Origin of the sequence: Lacticigenium naphthae DSM 19658, assembly GCF_000425865.1 — a bacterium.
Classification (GTDB): domain Bacteria; phylum Bacillota; class Bacilli; order Lactobacillales; family Carnobacteriaceae_A; genus Lacticigenium; species Lacticigenium naphthae.
Map to the genome: position 1 here is coordinate 1 of NZ_AUEG01000010.1, position 21,916 is coordinate 21,916.

Consider the following 21,916-nt stretch of genomic DNA (forward strand, 5'->3'; position numbering starts at 1 on the left):
CTTCTCGCCATTCGTTGTTACTACTAAGCGCTGACGAGACCTCCCCGGGTAAGAACGACAACCTTCTGCTCATGTCACTGCTCCATTTACTGTACAGGATTCGGGCAGTATCGGACTTCGCTTTGTTTGGCAAGCTCATCCGTCCTGATTCAGCCTTTGTATGAAGTTTCTGTTCGTCAGTGCAAGCATTTGCGTCCGTCTTCCTTCAGATTCCGCCTCACGGCGGACACCCTTGACTTTCGCTAACAGTTCCTACTGCCAAGTCTGTAGTGGACTTTCACCACCAAGTTGTCGCCCATGCCGGGCGCACCAAATAATGCCGACTTCTCTTTTTGAGAAATCGGCATCTTCTTTATTCATTCTAAGCTATCAGCTTAGCGTGATTCTTTTGGTGGTTGGCACACATCGCATTTGCGTTGGTTTTTATTTTTAAATTTTGTAAATGTTTTTTCGAACTTGTTTCCACAGGCACATTCAAATTCTAACTTTTGAGAAAAGCCATGATATTCAGTGGATAATAACTTACTGTCTGAATTTTTCTCTACAAAATCATTGATTTTTTCGATCGTCCAGCGTTTGTTCATTCTCTTACACCTCCATATTTAGCAAAAAGCGGAGACTTGTTGGCATCCGTCCTTATTTCAAATCTCATTTCTCTTAAGTTCTTCATTATAGCACGAGCTAGCATACAATTAAACAGATAGAATGTGTCAATTCGCACACTGCTCTATTTAAGAACAGTAGCTTAGTCTCTATATCTCAAGGCTAATCCTTTAAGGAAGTTCCGTGCATATCTGTCACCGCATTCTTGATAATTGCGGTGATTTTCTTTTCTCAGTACAGCACTTAACTCTCCTTTTGATAGATTTACGTCGACTTCATTCAGAATATCTAACACGTCTTCATTTTTAAGAAGTAAGGCTATTTTAACTTTTTTCAGCAAAATGTTATTGACATCTTTATGGTTTTTCAGCGAAAAAGTCATTGGCATCGGTTCACCAGTTTTTGATTTTTGATGCCCTCTTTTATAGACAATCAATCCATTCAAAAAAGATTCCAGCATTTTATCTGTTAAATCCTTATTGTAAATATTTTCGGAGAATTCATCCTCTTCCTTCTCTTGCTTTTCCTGTTGTTTAGAAAAGAGCTGACGAACTTCATCTAGCGAAATATCCATTTCCCCTAATTTAAAAATATCTACCACTTCTGAATCCTTTAAATCTAGCGCATAGCGCAGACGTAGCAATCGGTCATTATTATTCATTATGTTTAACACCTTCCTGACATACAGTTTATCAATTGTATGATTTCTTTATACATTATACCGATAATATACTTCAATATAAAATGAATTCTGCATTGATTAAATATTTACCCCTACTTTTTTCTTTTTAATTACCTCTAGCATTTTCTCATTTGTATTCACTTTACTCACCACCATTATCATAAAAATTTCACTCTAAGTTAGTAAGGAGGTGCACTTGATCGCTCCATTTCAATCCATTCAACTTGACAATATCAGCTTGAATCGATGATAAAAAAAGAACCCTCTCTAAAATGTTTACTTTAGAGGGGATTCTTTTATATGTGGATTTTAATGTGTCATGTATCCATTATCGATTACCAACTGTTCACCAGTAATCGTTCTTGCTTTATCACTGGCTAAGAAGACTACTCCATTTGCAATATCTTCTGCGTCAGAGATATGATTTGGTAAAGGCGAATTTTCTTTGTTTTTCTCCCAAAGTTCTGGATTAGCATCAAAAACTTCTTGAAGCATGTCAGTCTGGATGCCACCTGGGTGAACCGAATTCGCTCTAATATTATCTTTGGCAAAATAATGAGCAACATGTCGTGTTAACGCGGTTACACTTCCTTTAGAAGCACCATAAGCTGCGTCTCCCCCATCTGCTGCACCTGAAGCCAAAGCTCCAATTGAAGAAATGTTAACAATTGAACCTGAGCCATTTTCTTGCATCTTAGGAATTGCATATTTAATCCCTAAGAAAGTCCCAAGCGAATTTACAGAATGAACATTCATGTATTCTTCGCCACTCAATTCTAGAATACCTTTTCTTGACATGATTGAAGCATTATTGACCAAGATATCTAATTTCCCGAATTCCTCTACTGTTTCGTTGATCAATTCTTGCCAGGCTCCATCATTAGAAATGTCTAATACCTTTCCTCTGGCATTGTCGCCAAATTGCTCCATTGCTTGCTTTATTTTATCTTCTTGAATGTCTATACCAACAACCGTAGCTCCTTCATTGATAAATAATTCGACGATTTTAGTGCCCAGACCTTGAGCAGCTCCTGTAACTATTGCTACTTTGTTTTGTAATGATCCCATATCTCCACACCTTTCGTATATGATAACTATAGCTTAGCATACAAAGCAAACATTTAAAATAAAACGTTTTCAATTAGAACGGATAATAATCTGGTCAGGTCTCGCTAGTTCTTCTCATTTATTTTTTACACCATCAATCATATCTTTTATTGGGAGGTTGACGAAAAGAAATATTCTTTTGTCTTTTCATTTAGTTAGGAGCGTATTTTACTTAAAGTAGAAAATAGCATTCTTCTTTAAGATTTTGCTGACAATTTTCACTATTAAGTTACCTTGTTCAAAAAAATGTGTGTATTCCATAGTCAATAAATTTACAGTGCTGATACTAAAAAAGAATCGAAGTAGTAATATTATACTTATATTGCTTTTAAAAAAGGGTCCTTCAATTTACAAATTTTAACCCTAGGTGTTGATCTATAAAAAAGGGAGTAAAAAAAGAAAGTCAGTGAGAAAAACTCACTGACTCTCTTTTCATTATGGTTCATGCTGTTTTTAGATTCGTGGTGCTTTACGGGCTTTTTTTCAAACCTGGCTATTTACGTTCTCTCGTACGCGAGCCATGTGTTAAAAGAGCTCCTTCTTACAAAACTCTACGAAATTCTATTTATTGAGAATTTTTTCAAATCGGCTTACTTGATATAAATATGTGGACCTTTTCGCATGTTCTTGCGGTCATTTTTCGGCGTGTCGGTTTGTATAGATTTTCCGCCGCCAACTTTTTTCTTTTTAATTATCTCTAGCATTTTTTCTTTTGAATTCATTTCTCATTCCACCTTTACGAGCCACTTTCTTTGCATAGTGTACCATATGAAATTGTTTCTAGCTATTCTTTCAAAAAAGAAAATATTTCTACTATATATTTTAAAATATATAGTGCAATCCAGTATATATTTTTTGCGTGTTGAAAGCTACTTTTTTAGATAACACTTTTAATACTATTGACACATCTATGTACGACCACAGATATTGGACCTTTCTGGAAACAGTAAAATTACACTGCTATGACTCACTATTATTCAAAATTATAGTTCCTTCTTAATGAAAGATTAGGCGCATAACCCTACTCGAATCCTTATCAGATCTTATTCCTGATTCTTTTCATTGATTTAGCTGAGGTTGGTCCTATTTAGCATCACTCATTATTATTTTCTCTTGAGCTAGCCAATCTTTGCTGCATTTATCACTACCCACTGATATATTTCATGAAAATGGATTAGCATCGTTAGATAAATATAACTAAAAAAAGAAATCCTTTATCCTATAACAGAACAAAAAATTGCGTGTTAAAATAGAATAGTAAAGTAAAGCAATTTAATGAAAGAAGGATGAATACATGAAGCAAGTTAAACTAACTACTCTGACTACAAAAGGCGGCTGCGGTTGCAAGATCGGCCCGACGGAATTACATGAGGTCCTTCATGCTCTTCCAACACAGAAAAAAAACCCCAATTTGCTAGTCGGTTTAGATACCGGGGATGATGCAGGCGTCTATAAATTAACAAATGACCTTGCTATTGTTCAGACGCTCGATTTCTTCACTCCAATCGTTGATGATCCATATGATTTTGGTCAGATTGCAGCCGCGAATGCCCTAAGTGATGTATACGCAATGGGGGGCACACCGATCACAGCACTGAACATCGTTGCTTTTCCCATTTTCAACTTGGATAAAGCAATCTTGACAGAAATCTTACGCGGCGCTAGCGACAAAGTGCAGGAAGCAAACTGTAGCCTCGTCGGTGGTCACTCAATCGATGACCAGGAACCTAAATTCGGTCTTTCCGTCACTGGAACGATTCATCCAGATCGTATCTTGACCAATGCCGGCGCAGAAAAAGGTGATAAACTGATTCTCACAAAACCTATTGGTGTAGGGATTTCAACGACCGCAATCAAAAACGGTTTACTATCTGAAGAAGAAATAAACCGCGTCACAAAAGTCATGGCCTTCTTAAATAAAAAAGCGGCAGAAGTTATGAAAGACTTTGACGTGCATGCTTGTACAGATATTACCGGCTTTGGTCTTTTGGGTCACTTGACTGAAATGGCAACCGAAAGCCATCAAGCGATTACTATTAACATAGACGCTGTCCCCATCTTGCCGCGTGTCAGAGAATTGGCTGAGCAAGGCGTTATTCCCGGAGGTTCCAGAAACAATCTGAAACATGTGCAAGAATCTGTTCATTTTGATGAACACTTGGATGATATCTCCCGGATCATTCTAGCAGATGCTGTAACTTCCGGCGGTCTGCTACTGTCTATTGGAAAAAAGGATTCCTCAGCACTGCTCGAATCACTTAATGCTGAAGGCATCGATGCGAAAATGATCGGAGAAGTTACAGTCGGCGATACTGGTCACATATACGTTAAGTAAGAAAGGACTCGATTATGTTTACAGATGTCACACCAGCTACTCTCTTTCAACTGAAACAAAAGGGCCACACCATTGTCGATGTGCGTTCACCAAAAGAATTTGAAGAAGCAACGATTCCCGGAGCAATCAACATTCCTCTTTTTTCAAATAACGAGCGGGCGACTGTCGGAACAGCCTATAAGCATGAAGGACAGGAAATGGCAAAGAATGTTGGGCTAGAAATTTTCTCCAAAAAGCTCCCTGCCTTCATCGAAGAATTTAGCCAATTAAAGACTCCTATCACTGTGTTCTGCTGGCGTGGTGGTATGCGAAGTAAAACAGCGGCATCAGTTGTGGATTTAATGGATATTCCGATTAGCCGTTTAACTGGCGGCATCAAAGCTTATCATGAATGGAATATAGAACAGCTTAATACACTCTATTTGCCACCCCTGATTGTCTTAAACGGACATACAGGAAACGGGAAGACACATATTCTTCACCAGCTGAAGGAAGAAGGCTATCCTGTCATTGATTTGGAGGGCATGGCCAATCATCGCGGTTCGATTTTTGGTCATATTGGTCTCGAACCAAGCAATCAACGAACGTTCGATCTGCTGCTAGGTGAAGCTTTGATAAAATATAAAGATGAACCATTCATACTCCTTGAGGGAGAAAGCTCACGAATCGGCAAAGTCATCATTCCCGATCGCTTCTATCAACATAAAGAAACAAGTCCTCAGTTGTTTCTTAACCTTCCTATAGCTGAGAGGGTACGGAATATTTTAGTGGATTATTCGCCTCAAGACTATCACAATCAGTTCGTTGAATCATTTAGATTGATCAAGCGTCGTATCCACACACCTGTGGCGCACGCGACGGAACAGGCACTTGTAAACAGAGATTATCCTGCCGTTGTCGAGAACCTGTTACTATATTATTATGATCCGCGGTACACTTATTCGACCACTTGTTCAGAAAACCTGATTACACCAATTGATGCACTCTCAGTAGAAGACGCGAAAGAAAAAGTAAAACAATTTCTTTCGTCTAAACATTCAATTCATAATAGGCTCCTTTATTAAGACCATCCCTAGTGTTTCTGTGCTTATATTTAATTGTCTCGGTTCGCAAAACAGCTCATTCCTCAATCATACTGGGAAACTAAAGGTTTTACAATTAGGGACGTTAGCGAGACAAAATCTCACTAACGTCCTTTTGTTACTATTAGAAAACAAGTGAAGAACGACAGACCACTTTTACTGGCCTAATTGTAGTTGGCTTAGAAACAGGTATAAAGAATTAGATAATTACAGTGTTAAAAATAAAACCCAGAGAGATTCGAATTCAAACCTCTAGTGATCGTAACCTCTTGATAGCCTTTTTTTCTGATGGATAACCAGGATGTTATTTAAAAGTGGTGAATCGTTCTGCATCTAGTCGCACGGTTTCTTCCACTGTTTCCGCTGCCTTACCAACGGATAGAATAAGGACTGGCACATAGCGTTCTTTGTCTAAATCGAACGCCTCTGCTAACTGATCGTATTCAAATCCACCGATTGGATTTGTATCATAGCCGTGGCTTCGTGCAATTAACATGAACTGCATAGCGGCTAAATTAGAATCAAGTCTCACTGCCTTTTTCATCTTCTCTTTATTGAAACTTTTATATTGAGGGATGATTTCAGCCAGCTGCTCATCTCTCTCTTGTTTTGACATTTTTCCTTCTTCCACTGCTTTATCATAGATTTCTTCTCCGTATTCATAACACTGCAAATCCCCGAATATTAAAATCATCGCTGATGACGTATCGTTTTGTCTCGTATTCCATCGAACCAAAGGCCGTAACTTTGCTTTCCCTTCCACACTGTCCACCACGACAAACCGCCAAGGCTGCAAATTCAATGATGACGGAGCTCTTGTTGCTTTTTGAATCATTTCAAGCATCTCTTCACGGGGGATTTTAACATCCTCATTGTACACTCGTATAGTTCTTCGCCCTAAAGTGACATCTGAAAAATCGTTATTTTTTAACATAGTATATCTCCTCGTTAAATAGACTTAGTCAATATTTTTATGTTGTCTTTTGAAGTTCATTCTATCATAAATAATAGTTTGTAACTCCTTATGCAATCCATATCTTCTCAATCCGTGAGCTTTTGCATCAGAGATCCTTTAGATTCCTTCTCACAACGGACACCCTTGTCATTCACTAACAGTCCCTATCGCCAAGACTGTAGTGGAGTTTCACTACCAAGTTATCACGATGTCGGATACACTAAAAAAAGACACCTTCCAAAAAGGAAAGTGTCTTGAAATATTGATAGAATAACAAATTAACGTTTTGAGAATTGTGGTGCTTTACGAGCTTTTTTAAGACCTGGTTTTTTACGTTCTTTCATACGTGGGTCACGTGTTAAGAGACCTGCTTCTTTCAAAGCGCCACGGAATTCTGGATCTACTTGTAATAAAGCACGAGCGATACCATGACGAGCTGCTCCAGCTTGTCCTGTAAATCCGCCACCTTGTACGTTTACGCGGATGTCGTAGCTTTCTAAAGTATCTGTAGCTGCTAAAGGTTGTTTAACCACTACATGTAAATAAGGGAATGGAATATATTCTGTGATATCTTTTCCATTCATAACGATTTTACCAGTTCCTGGTGTTAAGATTACGCGAGCTGATGAGTTTTTACGACGGCCTGTGCCGAAATATTGTACTTTAGCCAATGAATTTCCCTCCTTAAATCAAGTTTGTGATGTCTAAGACTTCTGGTTGCTGAGCTTGGTGATTGTGTTCAGGTCCAGCAAATACGTGTAATTTCATGCCTTGAGCACGACCTAAAGTGTTTTTAGGTAACATGCCTTTAGTAGACATTTCGATTAATCTCTCAGGTTTTTGAGCACGTAAAGTACCAGCTGATACTTGTTTCAAACCGCCTGGGAATCCAGTGTGATGAGAATAGATCTTATCACTAGCTTTTTTACCTGTTAATTTGATTTTTTCAGCATTGATAACAATTACATTGTCACCAGTGTCAATATGTGGTGTGAACATTGGTTTATTTTTACCACGTAAGATAGATGCAACGACAGTTGATAAACGTCCCATTGGGATGTCAGTAGCGTCTACTACATACCATTTACGTTCGATTTCGCTAGGTTTAGCCATATAAGTTGTACGCACGATGTTTTCCTCCATTACTTTTTATCTGTTTGTTTGTTACACAACAAGTTTCCGGGGCTTATCATGGTGGCAAACAATACCATTTACCATGTTACCTCGAATAGGTCAAAAAGTCAATAATTGATTTCTCTTTTTTTATAAAACACTGATTCTCCAAAAGTGCCCGCTTAAAGTGAGAGGATTAAATATTCTCTCTATCTTCCACTTAATGGATTGCGCGATATTTTATTGAAATCTGCATGGACAAAGGAGTTCGTCGCCAAGGATAAAAACAAAGCGCCAAAAGCTGTCATGATGAGTCCACTCATCCAAGGTGTTACTATGAAGCCATTGAAATCGAAAGCCAAGCCCAGTTCTATCCATTCAGTTTGACTCAATCCGCCCTTTTCCAGCATGATGGTTCTAAAAAAAGCAGTTGTATATGTCATGGGATTGAAGTACGCAACCATACGTAGAACTTCCGGCAAAAGAGCAAGCGGAATATACGCTCCGGATAAGAAAGTAAAAGGCAGCACGACAGCCTGTTGGACGACTTGAAATGTGGAAGAGCTTTTCACCATCGAAGCTAAGAATAATCCTAGCCCAGAAAAAACCAAGCCGACCAGCATCAATGCCAGTAAGACATAAATAAGAGTATACCAATAGTCAAAGCTCAAGCCGGTGAAGAAACCGAGGATCAAAATCAAAATGCCTTGTGTGGTCGCTATTGTGGCAGCTGACAAAATTTGTCCTAGGGCCACTTGGAAACGGCTAGTCGGACTCACCAGGATCTCTTTCATATACCCTGAAACAGTATCATCGATCGTTGAGGTGGCAATATTCAAAGAGGTTTGGAACACCGTTGCTACAATGATTCCTGCAAGTAGAAAAGCGATGGGATCTTCTACTTGATCTGTTTTAAAAATGGAGTTGAAAACGTAAAGAAAGAAGAATGGAATGACCAAAGACGTGACGAGTTTCACCCGGTCACGAACGAATCCTCTGATATTTCTTAGCCATAGGGCAGTGATCGTTCTCATTCTGAGACCTCCTCTCTTATTTCTTTACCTGTGATTTCTAGGAAAACATCATTCAGTGTCCCTTTTTTGATCTCCAAATCGTTTATTTTATTTTTGAATTGTTCAATAAACTTCAGAAACTCTTGAATAGCATCGCTAGCGATAGCGATATGAAAAGTCCCTTTTTCTTTTTTATATGAATAGTCTGCTCTTTTCAACGCTGCTTCAAAAGTATCCGGATTGCTTACTTTCACGATGGCTTTATCTTTTGTGTACCGCCGTTTCAAGTTCTCCGGTGTATCGTTTACCCTGATCTTCCCATTATCCATGATGGCCACGTGATCACAAATTTCTGCTTCATCCATATAATGTGTCGTCAAAAATATGGTGATGTTTTTTTCTTTTTGGAGTCTGGTAATGTATTCCCACATCCTATTTCGTGTTTGCGGATCTAAACCGCTCGTCGGTTCGTCTAAAAAGAGAACTTTTGGATAATGCAACAGCGCGCGAGCAATTTCAACGCGTCTCTTCATCCCACCTGACAGACTGGACACGCTTTTGTGTTGCCAATCAAGCAGATCGACAAGGGTCAATACAAAACTGATCCGCTCTTTGACCTCTTGTTTGGGGACGCTGTAGAACACACAATGCATCTTCAAGTTTTCATTCACCGTCATTTTTTCATCTAGTGTCTGTGACTGAAAAACTACCCCGATGGCTTTGCGGACTTCATCTTTTTCTTTTGAAACATCTTTCCCATCGATCAACAAGGTGCCGGCTGTCTTCTCCATCATCGTGCACAATGTATTGATCGTCGTGCTTTTGCCCGCTCCATTCGGTCCCAGAAAGGCAAAGATACTGCCTTCTGCAACTTCAAAAGAGATAGCATCTACTGCTGTAAACTCACCATATTTTTTAGTATAGTTCTTCACTTCAATAATCGGGTCCATGATCTCTTCTCCTCTTTGTTGTGCGCATCAACCTAGTCACTGTGATCCATCAGCTGCTCATTCAAAAAAATCTATGCAATGTATCCTCTGAGTTTTTTGACAAGCGGATTCTCTTTGGGTTGTTTTAGAATAATATAAGTATAGCGAATCTTATTGTTTTTTGGAATTTCCCTGTTTGTTCCGTGTTGCGTGCTTCAAAAAATCGGGGGCTCGTTAAAAAACACGAACATTTAACAAAAAAATGGGTAAATCATCCTTATTTATTTTACACGGTATCATCCTGTAGGTATACTAGATTAGTGGTTTTCATATATGTTAACCAAAAGAATGAGCGATAAAAATGATATATATAGGAGAGATCAATTTGGAAAGAGTAGTAGGAACAGTCACACGTGGATTACGTAGCCCGATAATCAATGAAGGGGATTCGATTGAAGAAATCGTAGTCGATACCGTCCTCCGTGCAGCAGAAGTCGATGGATTTTCCATTCAGGATCGGGATATTGTAACCATCACGGAATCTATTGTGGCACGCGCTCAAGGGAACTATGCTTCTCTAGACGCCATCGCAAAAGATGTTCAGGCAAAATATCCAGACGGTACTGTTGGGGTCATTTTCCCCGTACTCAGTCGAAACCGTTTTTCAAATATTCTTAGCGGCATCGCACGTGGGGCTAAACATGTTGTCTTGATGTTGAGTTATCCGGCTGATGAAGTGGGCAATCAATTGGTCACTTTAGATGAATTGGATGAAAAAGGCATCAATCCTTGGATAGATACCTTAACGGAAGCCGATTTCCGGAAGCATTTCGGTTATCAAAAACATACGTTCACGGGCGTGGATTACATTGAATTCTATAAAGAACTGATCGAGGGCGAAGGCGCTACTTGTGAAGTGATCTTTTCTAATCAAGCCACAACGATTTTAGACTATACTTCCCATGTCTTGACTTCTGATATCCATTCACGGCATCGTACAAAACGAATCTTGAAAAAAGCAGGCGCAGAGACTGTTTATGGTTTAGATGACATCTTATCTGCATCTATAGACGGAAGCGGCCACAACAAAGATTTCGGCCTCTTGGGATCAAACAAGGCAACAGAAGAAACAATCAAACTCTTTCCGAATGAATGTCAGCCGATGGTGGATGCGATCCAAAAAACATTGTTTGAAAAAACAGGAAAAGTTGTGGATGTCATGGTCTATGGTGACGGTGCATTCAAAGATCCTGTCGGTCAGATTTGGGAGCTTGCTGATCCAGTTGTTTCTCCTGCCTATACTATTGGACTAGAAGGAACACCGAATGAAGTAAAACTGAAATATTTAGCCGATAATAATTTCGCTGCTTTACGTGGCGAAGAATTGAAACAAGCAATTTATTCTCATATTCAAAACAAGGATGCCGATTTAGTGGGCCATATGGAAGCGCAAGGAACTACACCGCGTAAATTGACTGACTTGATCGGTTCATTGTCCGATTTAACTTCTGGGAGTGGCGACAAAGGGACACCCATCATTTATATCCAAGGATACTTTGACAACTTCACCCATTAATGAAAAGAAAAGCAGGGTCAGACCGGTCTGATCTCTGTAGAAACAAAGTACAGCCTACCCATTGCACAATGGGTAGGCTGTACTTTGTTCTGCACTTAGGAACTCGGATTAGTACGTTCTATCGGATGCATCGATACGTTTTAGTCTAGAATCTTCAGGAGTTGAACAGGATTTAGACAAAACTCCTTTAGATCAGCTATGAATCTAAAGGAGTTTTTCCAAAAACACTGGTTACTTCTGAAGTTACGTACGTTATCATCAGAAGGTTCCGGATATATTCACTAAACTTCTGATGATAAATCGAGTCGATCTTTTGATCGATTAAAAAAGACAGCCCCAGCCAGAAAATGGGCTGGGGTTGTCTTTTTTTCTTCTATTTTTTCGACAAAGTCACAGTGAAGGTGGCGCCTTTTCCTTCTTGGCTTTCTACTGTGATCCTACCACCATGTGCCAGCACAATGCTTTGGGCAACTGCGAGCCCGATGCCCTGTCCCTCTTGTGTGCTATTACGCGAAGGATCGGATTGGTAGAAGCGTTCAAAAATCTTTTTCTGATCGCTCGGGTTGATGCCTACGCCCGTATCTGTTACCTGTACCTGCACTTCGGATGCTTTATCCACTACAGCCACTTGGATTTTCCCACCGCTGCCGGTAAACTTCAGGGCATTGTTCACGAGGTTGGTCAAGACTTGACTCAGTTTATCTGCATCACCAGGCACTGTGACCGGCGGACCCGTGGCCGTCAACTGGACACCTTTTTGCTCCGCTTGAATACTGAATAGTTCAACGGTTTTTTTCGCCAGTTCAAATAGATCGGTCGCTTCTAATTGTAACGCCTCGCGCTCCTGTTCCACATCATCCAGTTGATCAATGGTCTGGATCAGACGGGCAAGTCGCTGTACTTCCCGGTTCAGAATTGCTAACCGGTCCGGCGTCACTTCCCATACGCCATCTATCATCGCTTCGATAGTACCTTGCAGCGTGGTCAAGGGGGTACGCACCTCATGAGCCAGATCCGAAGTCAATTGATTGCGGATCGCTTTTTGGAGTGCCAGTTGTTCTGCTAGTTGATTGACATTTTCTTTCAGCACCGCTAGTTCCCTGATGGATTCATTTTCAGCTAACCGCTGCTCGTAGTGTCCATCAGCGATGGATTGCGTGATGCGGCTGGTCTCTATAAGCGGCTGACTGATGCGCTTAGACATTTGATAAGCTACGATGCCAGCAATCCCTAAAGCTACGACACTCATTCCCACAAGAATGAATAGTAAGTCGTCGAGAAACTGTTCTTCTTCTTGGCTATAATTGATGACACCGGGGTAGCGAAGAGCTACAGTCCCGATCGTTTCACCGTCCACTGTCAGTGGGATCTCTTCTTCTAACCAGTCTTCACTTGTTGCGAGACGATTGCTGCCTTGCATCATGCCCATTCCGCGTCCGTTCATCATACTTTCGGTCTGATCATAGATTTCTTCGCCTGCTGGGGAGTACAGGGTGAACAGCACTTGTGCTTGCATCCCGCCCCAATTCATCGCTTCGAGTGTGTCTTCGTTCCATTCATCATTTTCTAAGTAAGCTGCTTCCAGTTCTTGTATCAACGTATCCCGTTCGCTGGCCATCCGCTCGGTCAGATAGGTATCAAAGCGGTTTTCCGTTAAGGTCAACGTGACGAAGCTAAATAAAAAAAGGAGGAGAGCCACTCCTCCTAAGAAAAGAGTAAAAAGCGTTTGAAATAAAGTACGCTGCTTTTTCATTGGTCTCCTCCAAATCGATAACCTGTTCCGTGAACGGTTAGTATATAGTGTGGCTTTTTCGGATTTTTTTCTAGTTTCGCCCGCATGTTTTTGATATGCGAATCGATCACACGGTCCAAGGCACTGGCTTCCAATCCTTTAATGGATTCCAGCAGTTGTTCGCGTGTGAATACTTGCTGAGGGTGAGAAGCCATCGTTTTGAGGAGGCGGAACTCTGTTGTGGTTAAGGAAACAGCGTCGCCCTCGACTTTCACTTCCTGTGTCTTGGGAAAAATAATTAATTTATCATTGTGAAATGACCATTTTTCTACGCCATTTGCTGGATTAAATCGACGCGAAACGGTTTCGATCCGAGCCATTAATTCTTTGGGACTGAAGGGTTTGACGATATAATCATCGGCGCCCATTTTTAAGCCTTTGACAACATCTGCTTCTGTCGATTTTGCCGTCAACAATATGATCGGTACAGTGGAGGACAGGCGGATTTTTTCGCAAATTTCCCAACCCGATAAATCTGGAAGCATGATGTCCAAGACAACAAAATCAATGTCTTGAAAATAAAACTGCTCCAGTGCTGCTTCTCCATTCTCTGCCCGTATGACTTCATGGCCACTTTTCTCCAGATAAGCAGCCACAATATCCAAAATCGATCGTTCATCGTCTACCGCCAAAACTTTCATGTGCATCCCTTCTGACTGACTAAAATTTCAGCTCACTTCCGCGCTGATCGATACTTTTAGTTTACTACACATGCAACGAAAAATCTTCGCCGCGCTTTCTATTGCCCATATCCATTTCCTTTTGTGTTTCTCTTATTCGTTCGTATCTTCTTCTACCGCTTCTTCTTCAAGTGGATTCCAATCAGGGTGAACTTCCTGTATTCTTTCTTGTCTGAATGCATCTCTTTCTTCGATCCATTCTTCATAGTCTTCCTCGCTCATCTCAGGAGATTCACCATCAGCAAAACGACCACCCATCATTCCACCAAATTGACCATCTTCTCCAAAGCGCGGACCATTAGCAGAACCTTTTCCTTCTTCGCTTCCTCTAAATCCACGACCGCCCTGCATCATGCCATTTCCTTGACGCGTAGTCATTCTTTCTTGCCATTCTTCTTCTGAAATATTATTTTCTTCCATCAATTGTTGACGTTCTTGATCTGTGATCTGTTGACCGCCTCTAGCAAATCCAGCTCCAAATTCTTGGATACAGTCCCCGGGGTTAAACCCTGTTGCATCTGCCTCATCAGCCAATACAGAATCATCCATGCGCAATGCGAAAGCACCGACTGCAGTTAAACCGAGAATACTCAATACCGTTGCTTTTCTTTTATTATTGTTTTTCATTTAAATCTCCTCCTTCTATCTTATCTACAGTATAGAAAACAAATATGGAGAAATAATGGATTTTAGAAAAAACTTCTACATAAAGTAAAAAGAGTAGAACTCATCGATCGAGTCCCACTCCTTTTTTCACTTAGATTCAGTTGTGTAATAAACTTCTTCCATGCGCAAGCCTTTTGGCGATCCCGTAGGCCCGGCTAGATTCCGATCTTTCGCTTCTAATATACGCGGGATATCTTCCAGCGGCCGTCTCCCATCGCTCACTTGCAAAACCGTTCCCATAATGATACGGATCATATTGTAGAGAAAGCCATTTCCTCTAAAAGTAAAGATCCATTCATTTGTGTCTTCATCGATCCGACACTTTGCTTCATAAATCGTTCGCACACGATTATCCGTTTCTGCCCGTGTAGAAGAGAACGTGGTGAAGTCATGTTCGCCCACAAAATAGCTCAACGCTTTATCCACTTGTTCTTTGTCCATCTGGTAAGGATGATGATGTGTATACCGCTGTGTGAATGGATTAGCTACAAGGGAGTTATCTACCCGGTAGACATATTGCTTTCCTTTCGCACAAAATCGAGCATGAAAAGAAGGATCCACTATTTCCCCCGCAAAAAAAGCCAACGCATCACTCGTTAACGTATTCAATGCCCGTTGCATCGCATCCACAGCTAAATATTGCGGATAATCAAAGTGGATCACCTGCGCTCTAGCGTGTACACCCGCATCTGTTCGTCCAGCTCCATGGATCCGCACAAAAATCCCTTTTGTCATTTTCATCAAGGCCGCTTCGATCTCACCTTGAATCGTGTAGCGATCCGGCTGAAACTGGAAACCAGAAAATTCAGTGCCATCGTAACTCAGTAAAAATTTGTACCGTACAGTTTCCATGTATTTCTCCTTCCAAAATAAACCAGCGGGTCACGTTCGAACTGCTGAACACTCCCCTGAATTGAAAAAGGCAGCAGCAGAGTGGCTACAGCCTTTGTATTTAAGCTTTTAAGATATAGAGCATTACAGCCAACAAACCAAACGAAACCATCACGAGCGTGTCTTTTTGGGTCCATAAGAGCTGACGATAGCGTGAACGTCCCTCGCCACCTTTATAGCCTCTGGCTTCCATAGCCGTAGCTAGTTCTTCTGCTCGATTAAATGAACTGACGAACAATGGGATCAGCAGCGGAACAATGGACTTCATTTGTTCAAAAACATTTCCTTGACCAAAATCGATCCCGCGGGCGCGTTGGGCATTCATGATTTTTTCCGTTTCATCCATTAGCGTTGGGACAAAGCGTAACGCTATCGACAACATCAACGCGATTTCATGTACCGGCATTTTCATGGCTGCAAATGGACGCAATAAAAATTCAATAGCATCCGTTAAAGACAACGGCATAGTTGTCAGTGTCAATAACGTAGACATAAAGATGATCAATATAAACCGGACAAAAATATAGACCCCATTGATCAATCCTTCTTTAGAAATCACTAACGGGCCCCAGTCCACATAAACGGTCTCTCCTCCAGTAAAGAGCACTTGCAACACTACCGTAAATAAAATCAGCCAAATCAAAGGGCGAACTCCATTCACAAAAAAATTCCGGTCGATTCCAGATAAATAAATAGCCAGTAACGTAAATAAAGCTAAAACACCATACGTAAGCCAATTATTCGCGAGGAAAATAATCACAATAAAACTGATTGCCCCCAGAAGTTTTGTGCGTGGATCTAAGCGGTGAACAAAGGAATCCCCTGGGATATAGCGTCCAAAAATCAGCTTTTCCATCATAAGGAATCACCTTCCGCTCTTCCCTTTGACCCTTTTTGCTTGTGGGTTTTCATAAATACGGCAATTTCTTTTGCCAATTCATCAGTTGTCAGGGGTAATTGCTTGAATTCCCACCCGAATTTTTTTTGAATCGTATTGGCAAATTTCACAGCAGCAGGTACTCCGAGTTGTTTCGATTCTAACCATTCGGCTTGTTGAAATATCTCTCTTGGGTGTCCTTCTTTTTTAACGGTCCCCGATTCCAAAACGATCATGTGATCAGCATAATCCGCTACGTCATCCATCTGATGTGTCACGAGGACGATCGTAAGCCCCTGGTCTTTGTGTAAGCGATAGAACACGTCCATGATATCTTTTCGTCCCTGGGGATCTAATCCTGCCGTTGGTTCATCTAAAACCAGGACCTCCGGCTCCAATGCCAATACACCAGCAATAGCGACTCTTCGCATTTGTCCGCCTGATAAATCGAACGGCGAGCGGTCTAAAAACGTTTCGTCCAATCCGACTAGTGGCAGTATCCGTTTGGTGATGGCTTCCGCTTCCGCTTCACCCACGCCAAAATTCTTCGGACCAAAAGCAATATCTTTTCCAACGGTTTCTTCAAACAACTGGGCTTCTGGGAACTGAAATACGATCCCGACCTTTTTCCTTAATCCTTTTAGATTCTTGTTGTCTGTTGTTGGCGTAATCGTACGATCCCCAATTTGAACGCTACCTTCTGTAGGTTTCCTCAGGGCATTGAGGTGTTGCAAGATAGTGGACTTTCCACTTCCCGTATGACCGACAATAGCAGTATAACTTCCGTCTTTGATAGACAACTGAATATCGTATAGGGCTTTACTTTCAAAGGGAGTCCCTTTTTGGTACGTATAGCCTACATCTCGGAATGTAATGTCCATAAAAAGTCAACCATCCCTTCTTCAGTCAAATACTCGTTCGGGACATCTAAGCCCTCTTTTTTCAACGAAGCTTTTAGTCTCTCTGGGAAAGGTAAATCCAATCCCATTTCAATCAATTGTTCGCCATAAGAAAAAATTTCTTCAGGCGTTCCTTCACGGACTACTTTTCCTTCTTGTATCACTAAGACACGATTAGCCGCTGCGGCTTCATCTATATCATGCGTGATAGACAAGACAGACAAATTTTCCCGTTTCTTGACGTCTTTGACTGTGCTTAATACTTCATTTCTTCCTTTGGGATCCAGCATACTCGTTGCTTCATCTAAAATAATGATTTCAGGTTGCAAAGCAACAATTCCAGCTATCGCGACGCGTTGCTTTTGGCCACCCGAAAGGCGAGCCGGTTCTCTATCTGCAAAATCGGTCATTTGGACTTTATCCAATGCATAACGAATTCGTCTTTGCATTTCTTCACGAGGAATTCCCTGATTCTCTAATCCGAATGCGACATCGTCTTCCACAGTGGAGCCTACAAACTGATTGTCAGGATTTTGAAAGACCATCCCTACTTTTGCCCGTATGTCCCATATATTTTCTTCATTCAAAAGCAAGCCACTCACAGTGACTTCCCCAGTATCTGGTTCGATCAATCCATTGATTGTTTTCGCTAATGTAGATTTCCCGGAACCATTGGGACCAATGATGGCTACCCATTCTCCCCGTTCAATAGACAAAGAGATCCCGTTTAGAGCAGGACGCTCTTCTTCTTCCAAATAACGAAACATAATATTATTTAATGTAATTATATTATCCATTAGACATTCCTCTATTTTATAGTATTCAATCGTTACTAGACTACCAAAAAAACCGTGAAAGAACAATAGAAAGAGAATAGATTGCCCTTCCTATGTATTTGCTCTATTGACACATCTGTTGTTACTTAAGAAAATAGCATATGAATCTATAAAAAAGCACCCCTATCACAATCGGATAAAGGTGCACGGAAACTGTGTATTCTTACGAATAAAAAAACACCTTGTAATGAATTAGCTCTCCCCAAAAAGCTTTGCTTTTAGGGAGAGTTAGAGCTAGACTCGGTCGTCAGACCAACATCATAACACTCTTTCATTCAAAAAGTGATTCACATTGTTGCTATTTATATTATTTTTGCGAAGTTTTTACGCTTCAGTAGAAGCAAGTGGTCCATCAACAAACTCTAATACAGCCATTGGTGCGCCATCTCCACGACGAGGTCCAGTTTTCAACACGCGAGTGTATCCGCCTTTACGTTCGTTAAAACGTGGTCCTAAGTCATTGAATAACTTTTGTAAAACAGTTTGTACGATGATTTCTTCATCATTTTCTTCAACAGTTGCTAATTCATTACGAACAAATTGTGCAGCTTGACGACGTGCATGTAAATCTCCACGTTTAGCAAGTGTGACCATTTTGTCAGCAAGTGAACTAACTTCTTTCGCACGTGTTACGGTCGTAATAATGCGTTCGTTGATGATCAAATCAGAAGTTAAATCACGAAGCATCGCTTTACGTTGTGAGCTTGTGCGTCCTAATTTACGGTAACCCATTGTACATATCCTCCCTTGTTCTCGAAATTAGTCTTCTTGACTTAAACCTAAATCGAGTTCAGCCAACTTGAGTTTTACTTCTTCCAAAGACTTGCGTCCTAAATTACGAACTTTCATCATCTCTGGTTCTGTTTTATTTGTCAATTCTTGAACCGTATTAATTCCAGCACGCTTCAAGCAGTTGTATGAACGTACGGAAAGATCAAGTTCTTCGATTGTCATTTCAAGCATTTTTTCTTTTTGCGTTTCTTCTTTTTCAACCATGATTTCAGCATCTCGTGCTTGTTCGGTCAAATTAACGAAGATATTCAAATGTTCAGTCATGATTTTAGCAGCCAAGCTGACTCCTTCTTCAGGAGCGATAGAACCATCTGTCCATACATCTAATGTAAGTTTATCAAACTGTTGTTTTTCCCCTACAAGAGTGTTTTCTACTTGATAATTCACGCGACTAACTGGTGTATAGATAGAATCAATTGGTAGAACACCAATTGGCATATCATCATGTTTGTTGTGTTCAGCGCGTACATATCCTCTGCCTTTTTTAGCAGTCATGCGGGCATGGAAATGTCCACCTTCGGAAACTGTACAGATATATAAATCAGGATTCATGATTTCTACATCACTATCGTAGATTATATCAGCCGCTGTAACTACAGCCGGACCTTCAATATCGATTTCAATAGTTTTTTCATCTTCTGAATACAATTTGAGTGCTAATTTTTTTAGATTTAGAATAATCGCAGTCACATCTTCAACTACTCCATCAATGGCAGTAAATTCATGCAATACACCATCGATTTGTAAAGTCGTGACAGCAGCACCCGGCAGGGATGATAGTAGAATACGACGAAGAGAATTCCCCAACGTAGTTCCATATCCGCGTTCAAGCGGTTCGACAACAAACTTGCCATATTTGGCATCTTTACTGATCTCAACTGTATCTATATTTGGTTTTTCAATTTCGATCATCCTGTCAATTTACCCCTTTCAAAAACGTGTACTCACGCGGTGGCATGCAAGCCTGCAACAATATTAAAATGGTTCGTTCTCTTTTAAACGCGACGACGTTTAGGAGGACGGCAGCCATTATGCGGAACAGGAGTTACGTCACGAATAGCTGTAACTTCTAAACCAGTTGCTTGAAGTGAACGAATTGCAGCTTCACGTCCAGAACCTGGTCCTTTAACAGCAACTTCTACAGATTTCATGCCGTTTTCCATTCCGCCTTTAGCAGCAGCTTCAGCAGCCATCTGGGCAGCAAATGGAGTGGATTTTCTTGAACCTCTGAATCCTAATGATCCAGCTGAAGACCAAGAAATAGCGTTTCCGTGCACATCGGTAATCATAACGATTGTATTATTGAACGTTGAACGAATATGAGCAACACCGTGTTCAATATTCTTCTTTACTCGACGTTTACGAGTTTGACCTTTTTTTACCATGAAGGTTTACCTCCCTACTTAATTAGTTTTAATTATTTTTTCTTACCAGCGATTGCTGTTGGTCTACCTTTACGAGTACGCGCATTGTTCTTGGTATTTTGACCACGAACCGGTAATCCGCGACGGTGACGTAAACCTCTGTAAGATCCGATTTCGATTAAGCGTTTAACGTTTTGGTTCACTTCACGACGAAGATCTCCTTCAACTTTTAGCTTATCTACTTCAGAACGAATAGCATCTAATTGATCGTTAGTTAATTCGCGAACACGCGTTTCTTCTTCAACTCCCGCTCTATTTAAAATTTCTTGAGCGCTTGTTTTACCGATACCATAGATGTAGGTTAATGAAATGACGATATGTTTGTCACGTGGAATATCCACACCTGCTATACGAGCCATATTTTTTGCACCTCCTGTTAATTAATTACTCAAGTTAACCTTGACGTTGTTTATGCTTGGGATTTTCGCAAATCACCATAACGCGGCCTTTACGGCGGATAACTTTACATTTGTCACACATTTTTTTAACTGATGGTCTTACTTTCATGAAAATTCCCCTCCTCATTCATTAGCGGAGTCAAGTGTTATTTGAAACGGTAAGTGATACGTCCGCGAGTTAAATCATAAGGTGATAACTCTACAGTCACTTTATCTCCAGGTAAAATACGTATATAGTTCATGCGAATCTTTCCGGAAACGTGTGCGAGGACTTCATGCCCGTTTTCAAGTTCAACTCGAAACATTGCATTTGGCAAAGTTTCCAAGACTTTTCCCTCAATCTCAATTACATCGTCTTTAGCCACTCTTGGTCTCCTCCTTTTTCACTGCTTTTCTTTACGCAATAAATCGTGAGCGCTAGTGCCCTCACATACTATTTTTTTTATTGTACGTTCGGCGACCATAAAACTGGCGCTCGAAAAATTGTACCACACACGTTTAAAAATAGCAAATTTCGATTAAAACAGCCTATGGAAGTATAGATAAACCGAAGAATTATTTTTCTGTAGCCAAGATGTTTTGGATATTAGTATAAACGTCTTCTGGATCTTCTTCACCATCCACCGTGTGCACTATTCCGCGTTCAGAATAAAATGACAACAATTTTTGTGTCAATTCTTCGTTGACTTTAATTCTATTCTCAACAGTTTCTGGTTTGTCATCGTCTCTTTGATAGAAATCAGTTCCACCACAACGGTCACATACACCTTCAACTTTTGTTGTTTGATTGATTTTGTGATACGTTGCTCCACAATTTGAGCAAATATAACGGCCAGTTAAACGTTCCATTAAAATATCTTTACTTACTTCAATGTAGATAACTGCGTCCAGAGATTTGTTCAAGCTAGCAAGATTTGTTTCCAATGCATTGGCTTGGTTCAATGTGCGCGGATATCCGTCTAAAAGAAATCCATTTTTTGTATCAGCTTCTTGAAGCCGTTCTTTAACAATTCCATTTGTGACTTCATCTGGAACTAATTCACCGGCATCCATGAATTTTTTTGCTTCGAGTCCTAAAGCTGTTTCGTTTTTAATTGCTGCACGGAACATATCTCCAGTAGAAATATGAGGAATAGAATATTCATCAACAATTCGTGCGGCTTGTGTCCCTTTACCAGCTCCGGGTAATCCCATTAAAATAAGGTTCATTTGAGTTCCTCCCTTAAATTGGCAGAATGCACGTGCTGAGGCGTTCCTCAACACTGC

The 21,916-nt window shown here is 40.6% G+C and carries 26 protein-coding genes; 3 read left to right on the plus strand and 23 right to left on the minus strand.

What is annotated here, in order from left to right; translation table 11 throughout:
* Positions 1 to 374: 374 nt before the first annotated feature.
* From H626_RS0106980 to H626_RS11710, 4 genes are all read right to left on the minus strand, one after another.
* Positions 375 to 584 carry a hypothetical protein gene (locus tag H626_RS0106980; RefSeq protein ID WP_027108716.1) on the minus strand — a complete coding sequence of 70 codons (210 nt, stop codon included), beginning with the start codon at positions 582 to 584 and terminating at the stop codon, positions 375 to 377.
* Between the two features lie 161 nt (positions 585 to 745).
* On the minus strand, positions 746 to 1,264 hold the full coding sequence (locus H626_RS0106985) for a YehS family protein (RefSeq protein ID WP_027108717.1): 519 nt from the start codon (positions 1,262 to 1,264) through the stop codon (positions 746 to 748).
* A 330-nt stretch (positions 1,265 to 1,594) separates the two neighbouring features.
* Positions 1,595 to 2,353, minus strand: coding sequence for an SDR family NAD(P)-dependent oxidoreductase (locus tag H626_RS0106990; protein ID WP_027108718.1), 759 nt, complete (start codon positions 2,351 to 2,353; stop codon positions 1,595 to 1,597).
* A 629-nt stretch (positions 2,354 to 2,982) separates the two neighbouring features.
* Complete coding sequence (locus H626_RS11710; RefSeq protein ID WP_035618905.1) at positions 2,983 to 3,114, minus strand: hypothetical protein; 132 nt, start codon at positions 3,112 to 3,114, stop codon at positions 2,983 to 2,985.
* A gap of 572 nt (positions 3,115 to 3,686) precedes the next feature.
* On the opposite strand from H626_RS11710, the gene selD reads away from it, so the two are divergent.
* Entirely contained in the window at positions 3,687 to 4,727 is a 1,041-nt protein-coding gene (gene selD / locus H626_RS0107000) for a selenide, water dikinase SelD (protein WP_027108719.1), read from the plus strand.
* 14 nt (positions 4,728 to 4,741) lie between these two features.
* On the plus strand, positions 4,742 to 5,791 hold the full coding sequence (mnmH, locus tag H626_RS10875; protein WP_035618908.1) for a tRNA 2-selenouridine(34) synthase MnmH: 1,050 nt from the start codon (positions 4,742 to 4,744) through the stop codon (positions 5,789 to 5,791).
* Between the two features lie 322 nt (positions 5,792 to 6,113).
* Here the strand turns inward: mnmH and H626_RS0107010 are convergent, their stop codons facing one another.
* The 5 genes from H626_RS0107010 to H626_RS0107030 all read right to left on the minus strand — a co-directional run bounded on the left by H626_RS0107010 (position 6,114) and on the right by H626_RS0107030 (position 9,840).
* Positions 6,114 to 6,743, minus strand: coding sequence for a nitroreductase family protein (locus H626_RS0107010; protein ID WP_027108720.1), 630 nt, complete (start codon positions 6,741 to 6,743; stop codon positions 6,114 to 6,116).
* 299 nt (positions 6,744 to 7,042) lie between these two features.
* Entirely contained in the window at positions 7,043 to 7,435 is a 393-nt protein-coding gene (gene rpsI / locus H626_RS0107015; RefSeq protein WP_027108721.1) for a 30S ribosomal protein S9, read from the minus strand.
* A 13-nt stretch (positions 7,436 to 7,448) separates the two neighbouring features.
* The gene (gene rplM, locus H626_RS0107020; protein WP_027108722.1) at positions 7,449 to 7,892 is read right to left on the minus strand and encodes a 50S ribosomal protein L13; all 444 of its coding nucleotides are present in this window, start codon (positions 7,890 to 7,892) and stop codon (positions 7,449 to 7,451) included.
* 194 nt (positions 7,893 to 8,086) lie between these two features.
* Positions 8,087 to 8,911: an ABC transporter permease gene (locus H626_RS0107025; RefSeq protein WP_027108723.1), complete on the minus strand. Its 825-nt coding sequence runs from the start codon at positions 8,909 to 8,911 to the stop codon at positions 8,087 to 8,089.
* On the minus strand, positions 8,908 to 9,840 hold the full coding sequence (locus H626_RS0107030; protein WP_027108724.1) for an ABC transporter ATP-binding protein: 933 nt from the start codon (positions 9,838 to 9,840) through the stop codon (positions 8,908 to 8,910). The genes H626_RS0107025 and H626_RS0107030 overlap by 4 nt, the downstream gene beginning before the upstream one ends.
* A gap of 364 nt (positions 9,841 to 10,204) precedes the next feature.
* Here H626_RS0107030 and H626_RS0107035 point away from each other — a divergent pair, with 364 nt between their 5' ends.
* Complete coding sequence (locus H626_RS0107035) at positions 10,205 to 11,395, plus strand: coenzyme F420-0:L-glutamate ligase (protein WP_027108725.1); 1,191 nt, start codon at positions 10,205 to 10,207, stop codon at positions 11,393 to 11,395.
* A 373-nt stretch (positions 11,396 to 11,768) separates the two neighbouring features.
* Here H626_RS0107035 and H626_RS0107040 read toward each other — a convergent pair whose 3' ends face one another.
* From H626_RS0107040 to H626_RS0107105, 14 genes are all read right to left on the minus strand, one after another.
* The gene (locus H626_RS0107040; RefSeq protein ID WP_027108726.1) at positions 11,769 to 13,148 is read right to left on the minus strand and encodes a sensor histidine kinase; all 1,380 of its coding nucleotides are present in this window, start codon (positions 13,146 to 13,148) and stop codon (positions 11,769 to 11,771) included.
* On the minus strand, positions 13,145 to 13,828 hold the full coding sequence (locus H626_RS0107045; RefSeq protein ID WP_027108727.1) for a response regulator transcription factor: 684 nt from the start codon (positions 13,826 to 13,828) through the stop codon (positions 13,145 to 13,147). The genes H626_RS0107040 and H626_RS0107045 overlap by 4 nt, the downstream gene beginning before the upstream one ends.
* A gap of 132 nt (positions 13,829 to 13,960) precedes the next feature.
* A complete protein-coding gene (locus tag H626_RS0107050) occupies positions 13,961 to 14,494 on the minus strand; it encodes a hypothetical protein (protein ID WP_027108728.1) in 534 nt (177 codons plus the stop codon).
* Between the two features lie 126 nt (positions 14,495 to 14,620).
* Entirely contained in the window at positions 14,621 to 15,385 is a 765-nt protein-coding gene (gene truA / locus H626_RS0107055) for a tRNA pseudouridine(38-40) synthase TruA (RefSeq protein ID WP_027108729.1), read from the minus strand.
* A 100-nt stretch (positions 15,386 to 15,485) separates the two neighbouring features.
* Complete coding sequence (locus H626_RS0107060; protein ID WP_027108730.1) at positions 15,486 to 16,283, minus strand: energy-coupling factor transporter transmembrane component T family protein; 798 nt, start codon at positions 16,281 to 16,283, stop codon at positions 15,486 to 15,488.
* On the minus strand, positions 16,280 to 17,182 hold the full coding sequence (locus tag H626_RS0107065; protein WP_027108731.1) for an energy-coupling factor ABC transporter ATP-binding protein: 903 nt from the start codon (positions 17,180 to 17,182) through the stop codon (positions 16,280 to 16,282). The genes H626_RS0107060 and H626_RS0107065 overlap by 4 nt, the downstream gene beginning before the upstream one ends.
* Entirely contained in the window at positions 17,158 to 17,997 is an 840-nt protein-coding gene (locus tag H626_RS0107070) for an energy-coupling factor ABC transporter ATP-binding protein (protein WP_027108732.1), read from the minus strand. The genes H626_RS0107065 and H626_RS0107070 overlap by 25 nt, the downstream gene beginning before the upstream one ends.
* Positions 17,998 to 18,360: 363 nt before the next feature.
* Positions 18,361 to 18,768: a 50S ribosomal protein L17 gene (rplQ, locus tag H626_RS0107075; protein ID WP_027108733.1), complete on the minus strand. Its 408-nt coding sequence runs from the start codon at positions 18,766 to 18,768 to the stop codon at positions 18,361 to 18,363.
* Positions 18,769 to 18,795: 27 nt separating this feature from the next.
* A complete protein-coding gene (locus H626_RS0107080; protein ID WP_027108734.1) occupies positions 18,796 to 19,740 on the minus strand; it encodes a DNA-directed RNA polymerase subunit alpha in 945 nt (314 codons plus the stop codon).
* Between the two features lie 83 nt (positions 19,741 to 19,823).
* Positions 19,824 to 20,213 (minus strand): 30S ribosomal protein S11, encoded by a 390-nt coding sequence (gene rpsK / locus H626_RS0107085; RefSeq protein WP_027108735.1) that lies wholly within the window; start codon positions 20,211 to 20,213, stop codon positions 19,824 to 19,826.
* Positions 20,214 to 20,245: 32 nt separating this feature from the next.
* Positions 20,246 to 20,611 (minus strand): 30S ribosomal protein S13, encoded by a 366-nt coding sequence (gene rpsM / locus H626_RS0107090; RefSeq protein WP_027108736.1) that lies wholly within the window; start codon positions 20,609 to 20,611, stop codon positions 20,246 to 20,248.
* Between the two features lie 34 nt (positions 20,612 to 20,645).
* Positions 20,646 to 20,759, minus strand: coding sequence for a 50S ribosomal protein L36 (rpmJ, locus tag H626_RS0107095; RefSeq protein ID WP_027108737.1), 114 nt, complete (start codon positions 20,757 to 20,759; stop codon positions 20,646 to 20,648).
* A 37-nt stretch (positions 20,760 to 20,796) separates the two neighbouring features.
* A complete protein-coding gene (gene infA, locus H626_RS0107100) occupies positions 20,797 to 21,015 on the minus strand; it encodes a translation initiation factor IF-1 (RefSeq protein ID WP_027108738.1) in 219 nt (72 codons plus the stop codon).
* A 190-nt stretch (positions 21,016 to 21,205) separates the two neighbouring features.
* Positions 21,206 to 21,859 (minus strand): adenylate kinase, encoded by a 654-nt coding sequence (locus H626_RS0107105; RefSeq protein ID WP_027108739.1) that lies wholly within the window; start codon positions 21,857 to 21,859, stop codon positions 21,206 to 21,208.
* Positions 21,860 to 21,916: the final 57 nt, after the last annotated feature.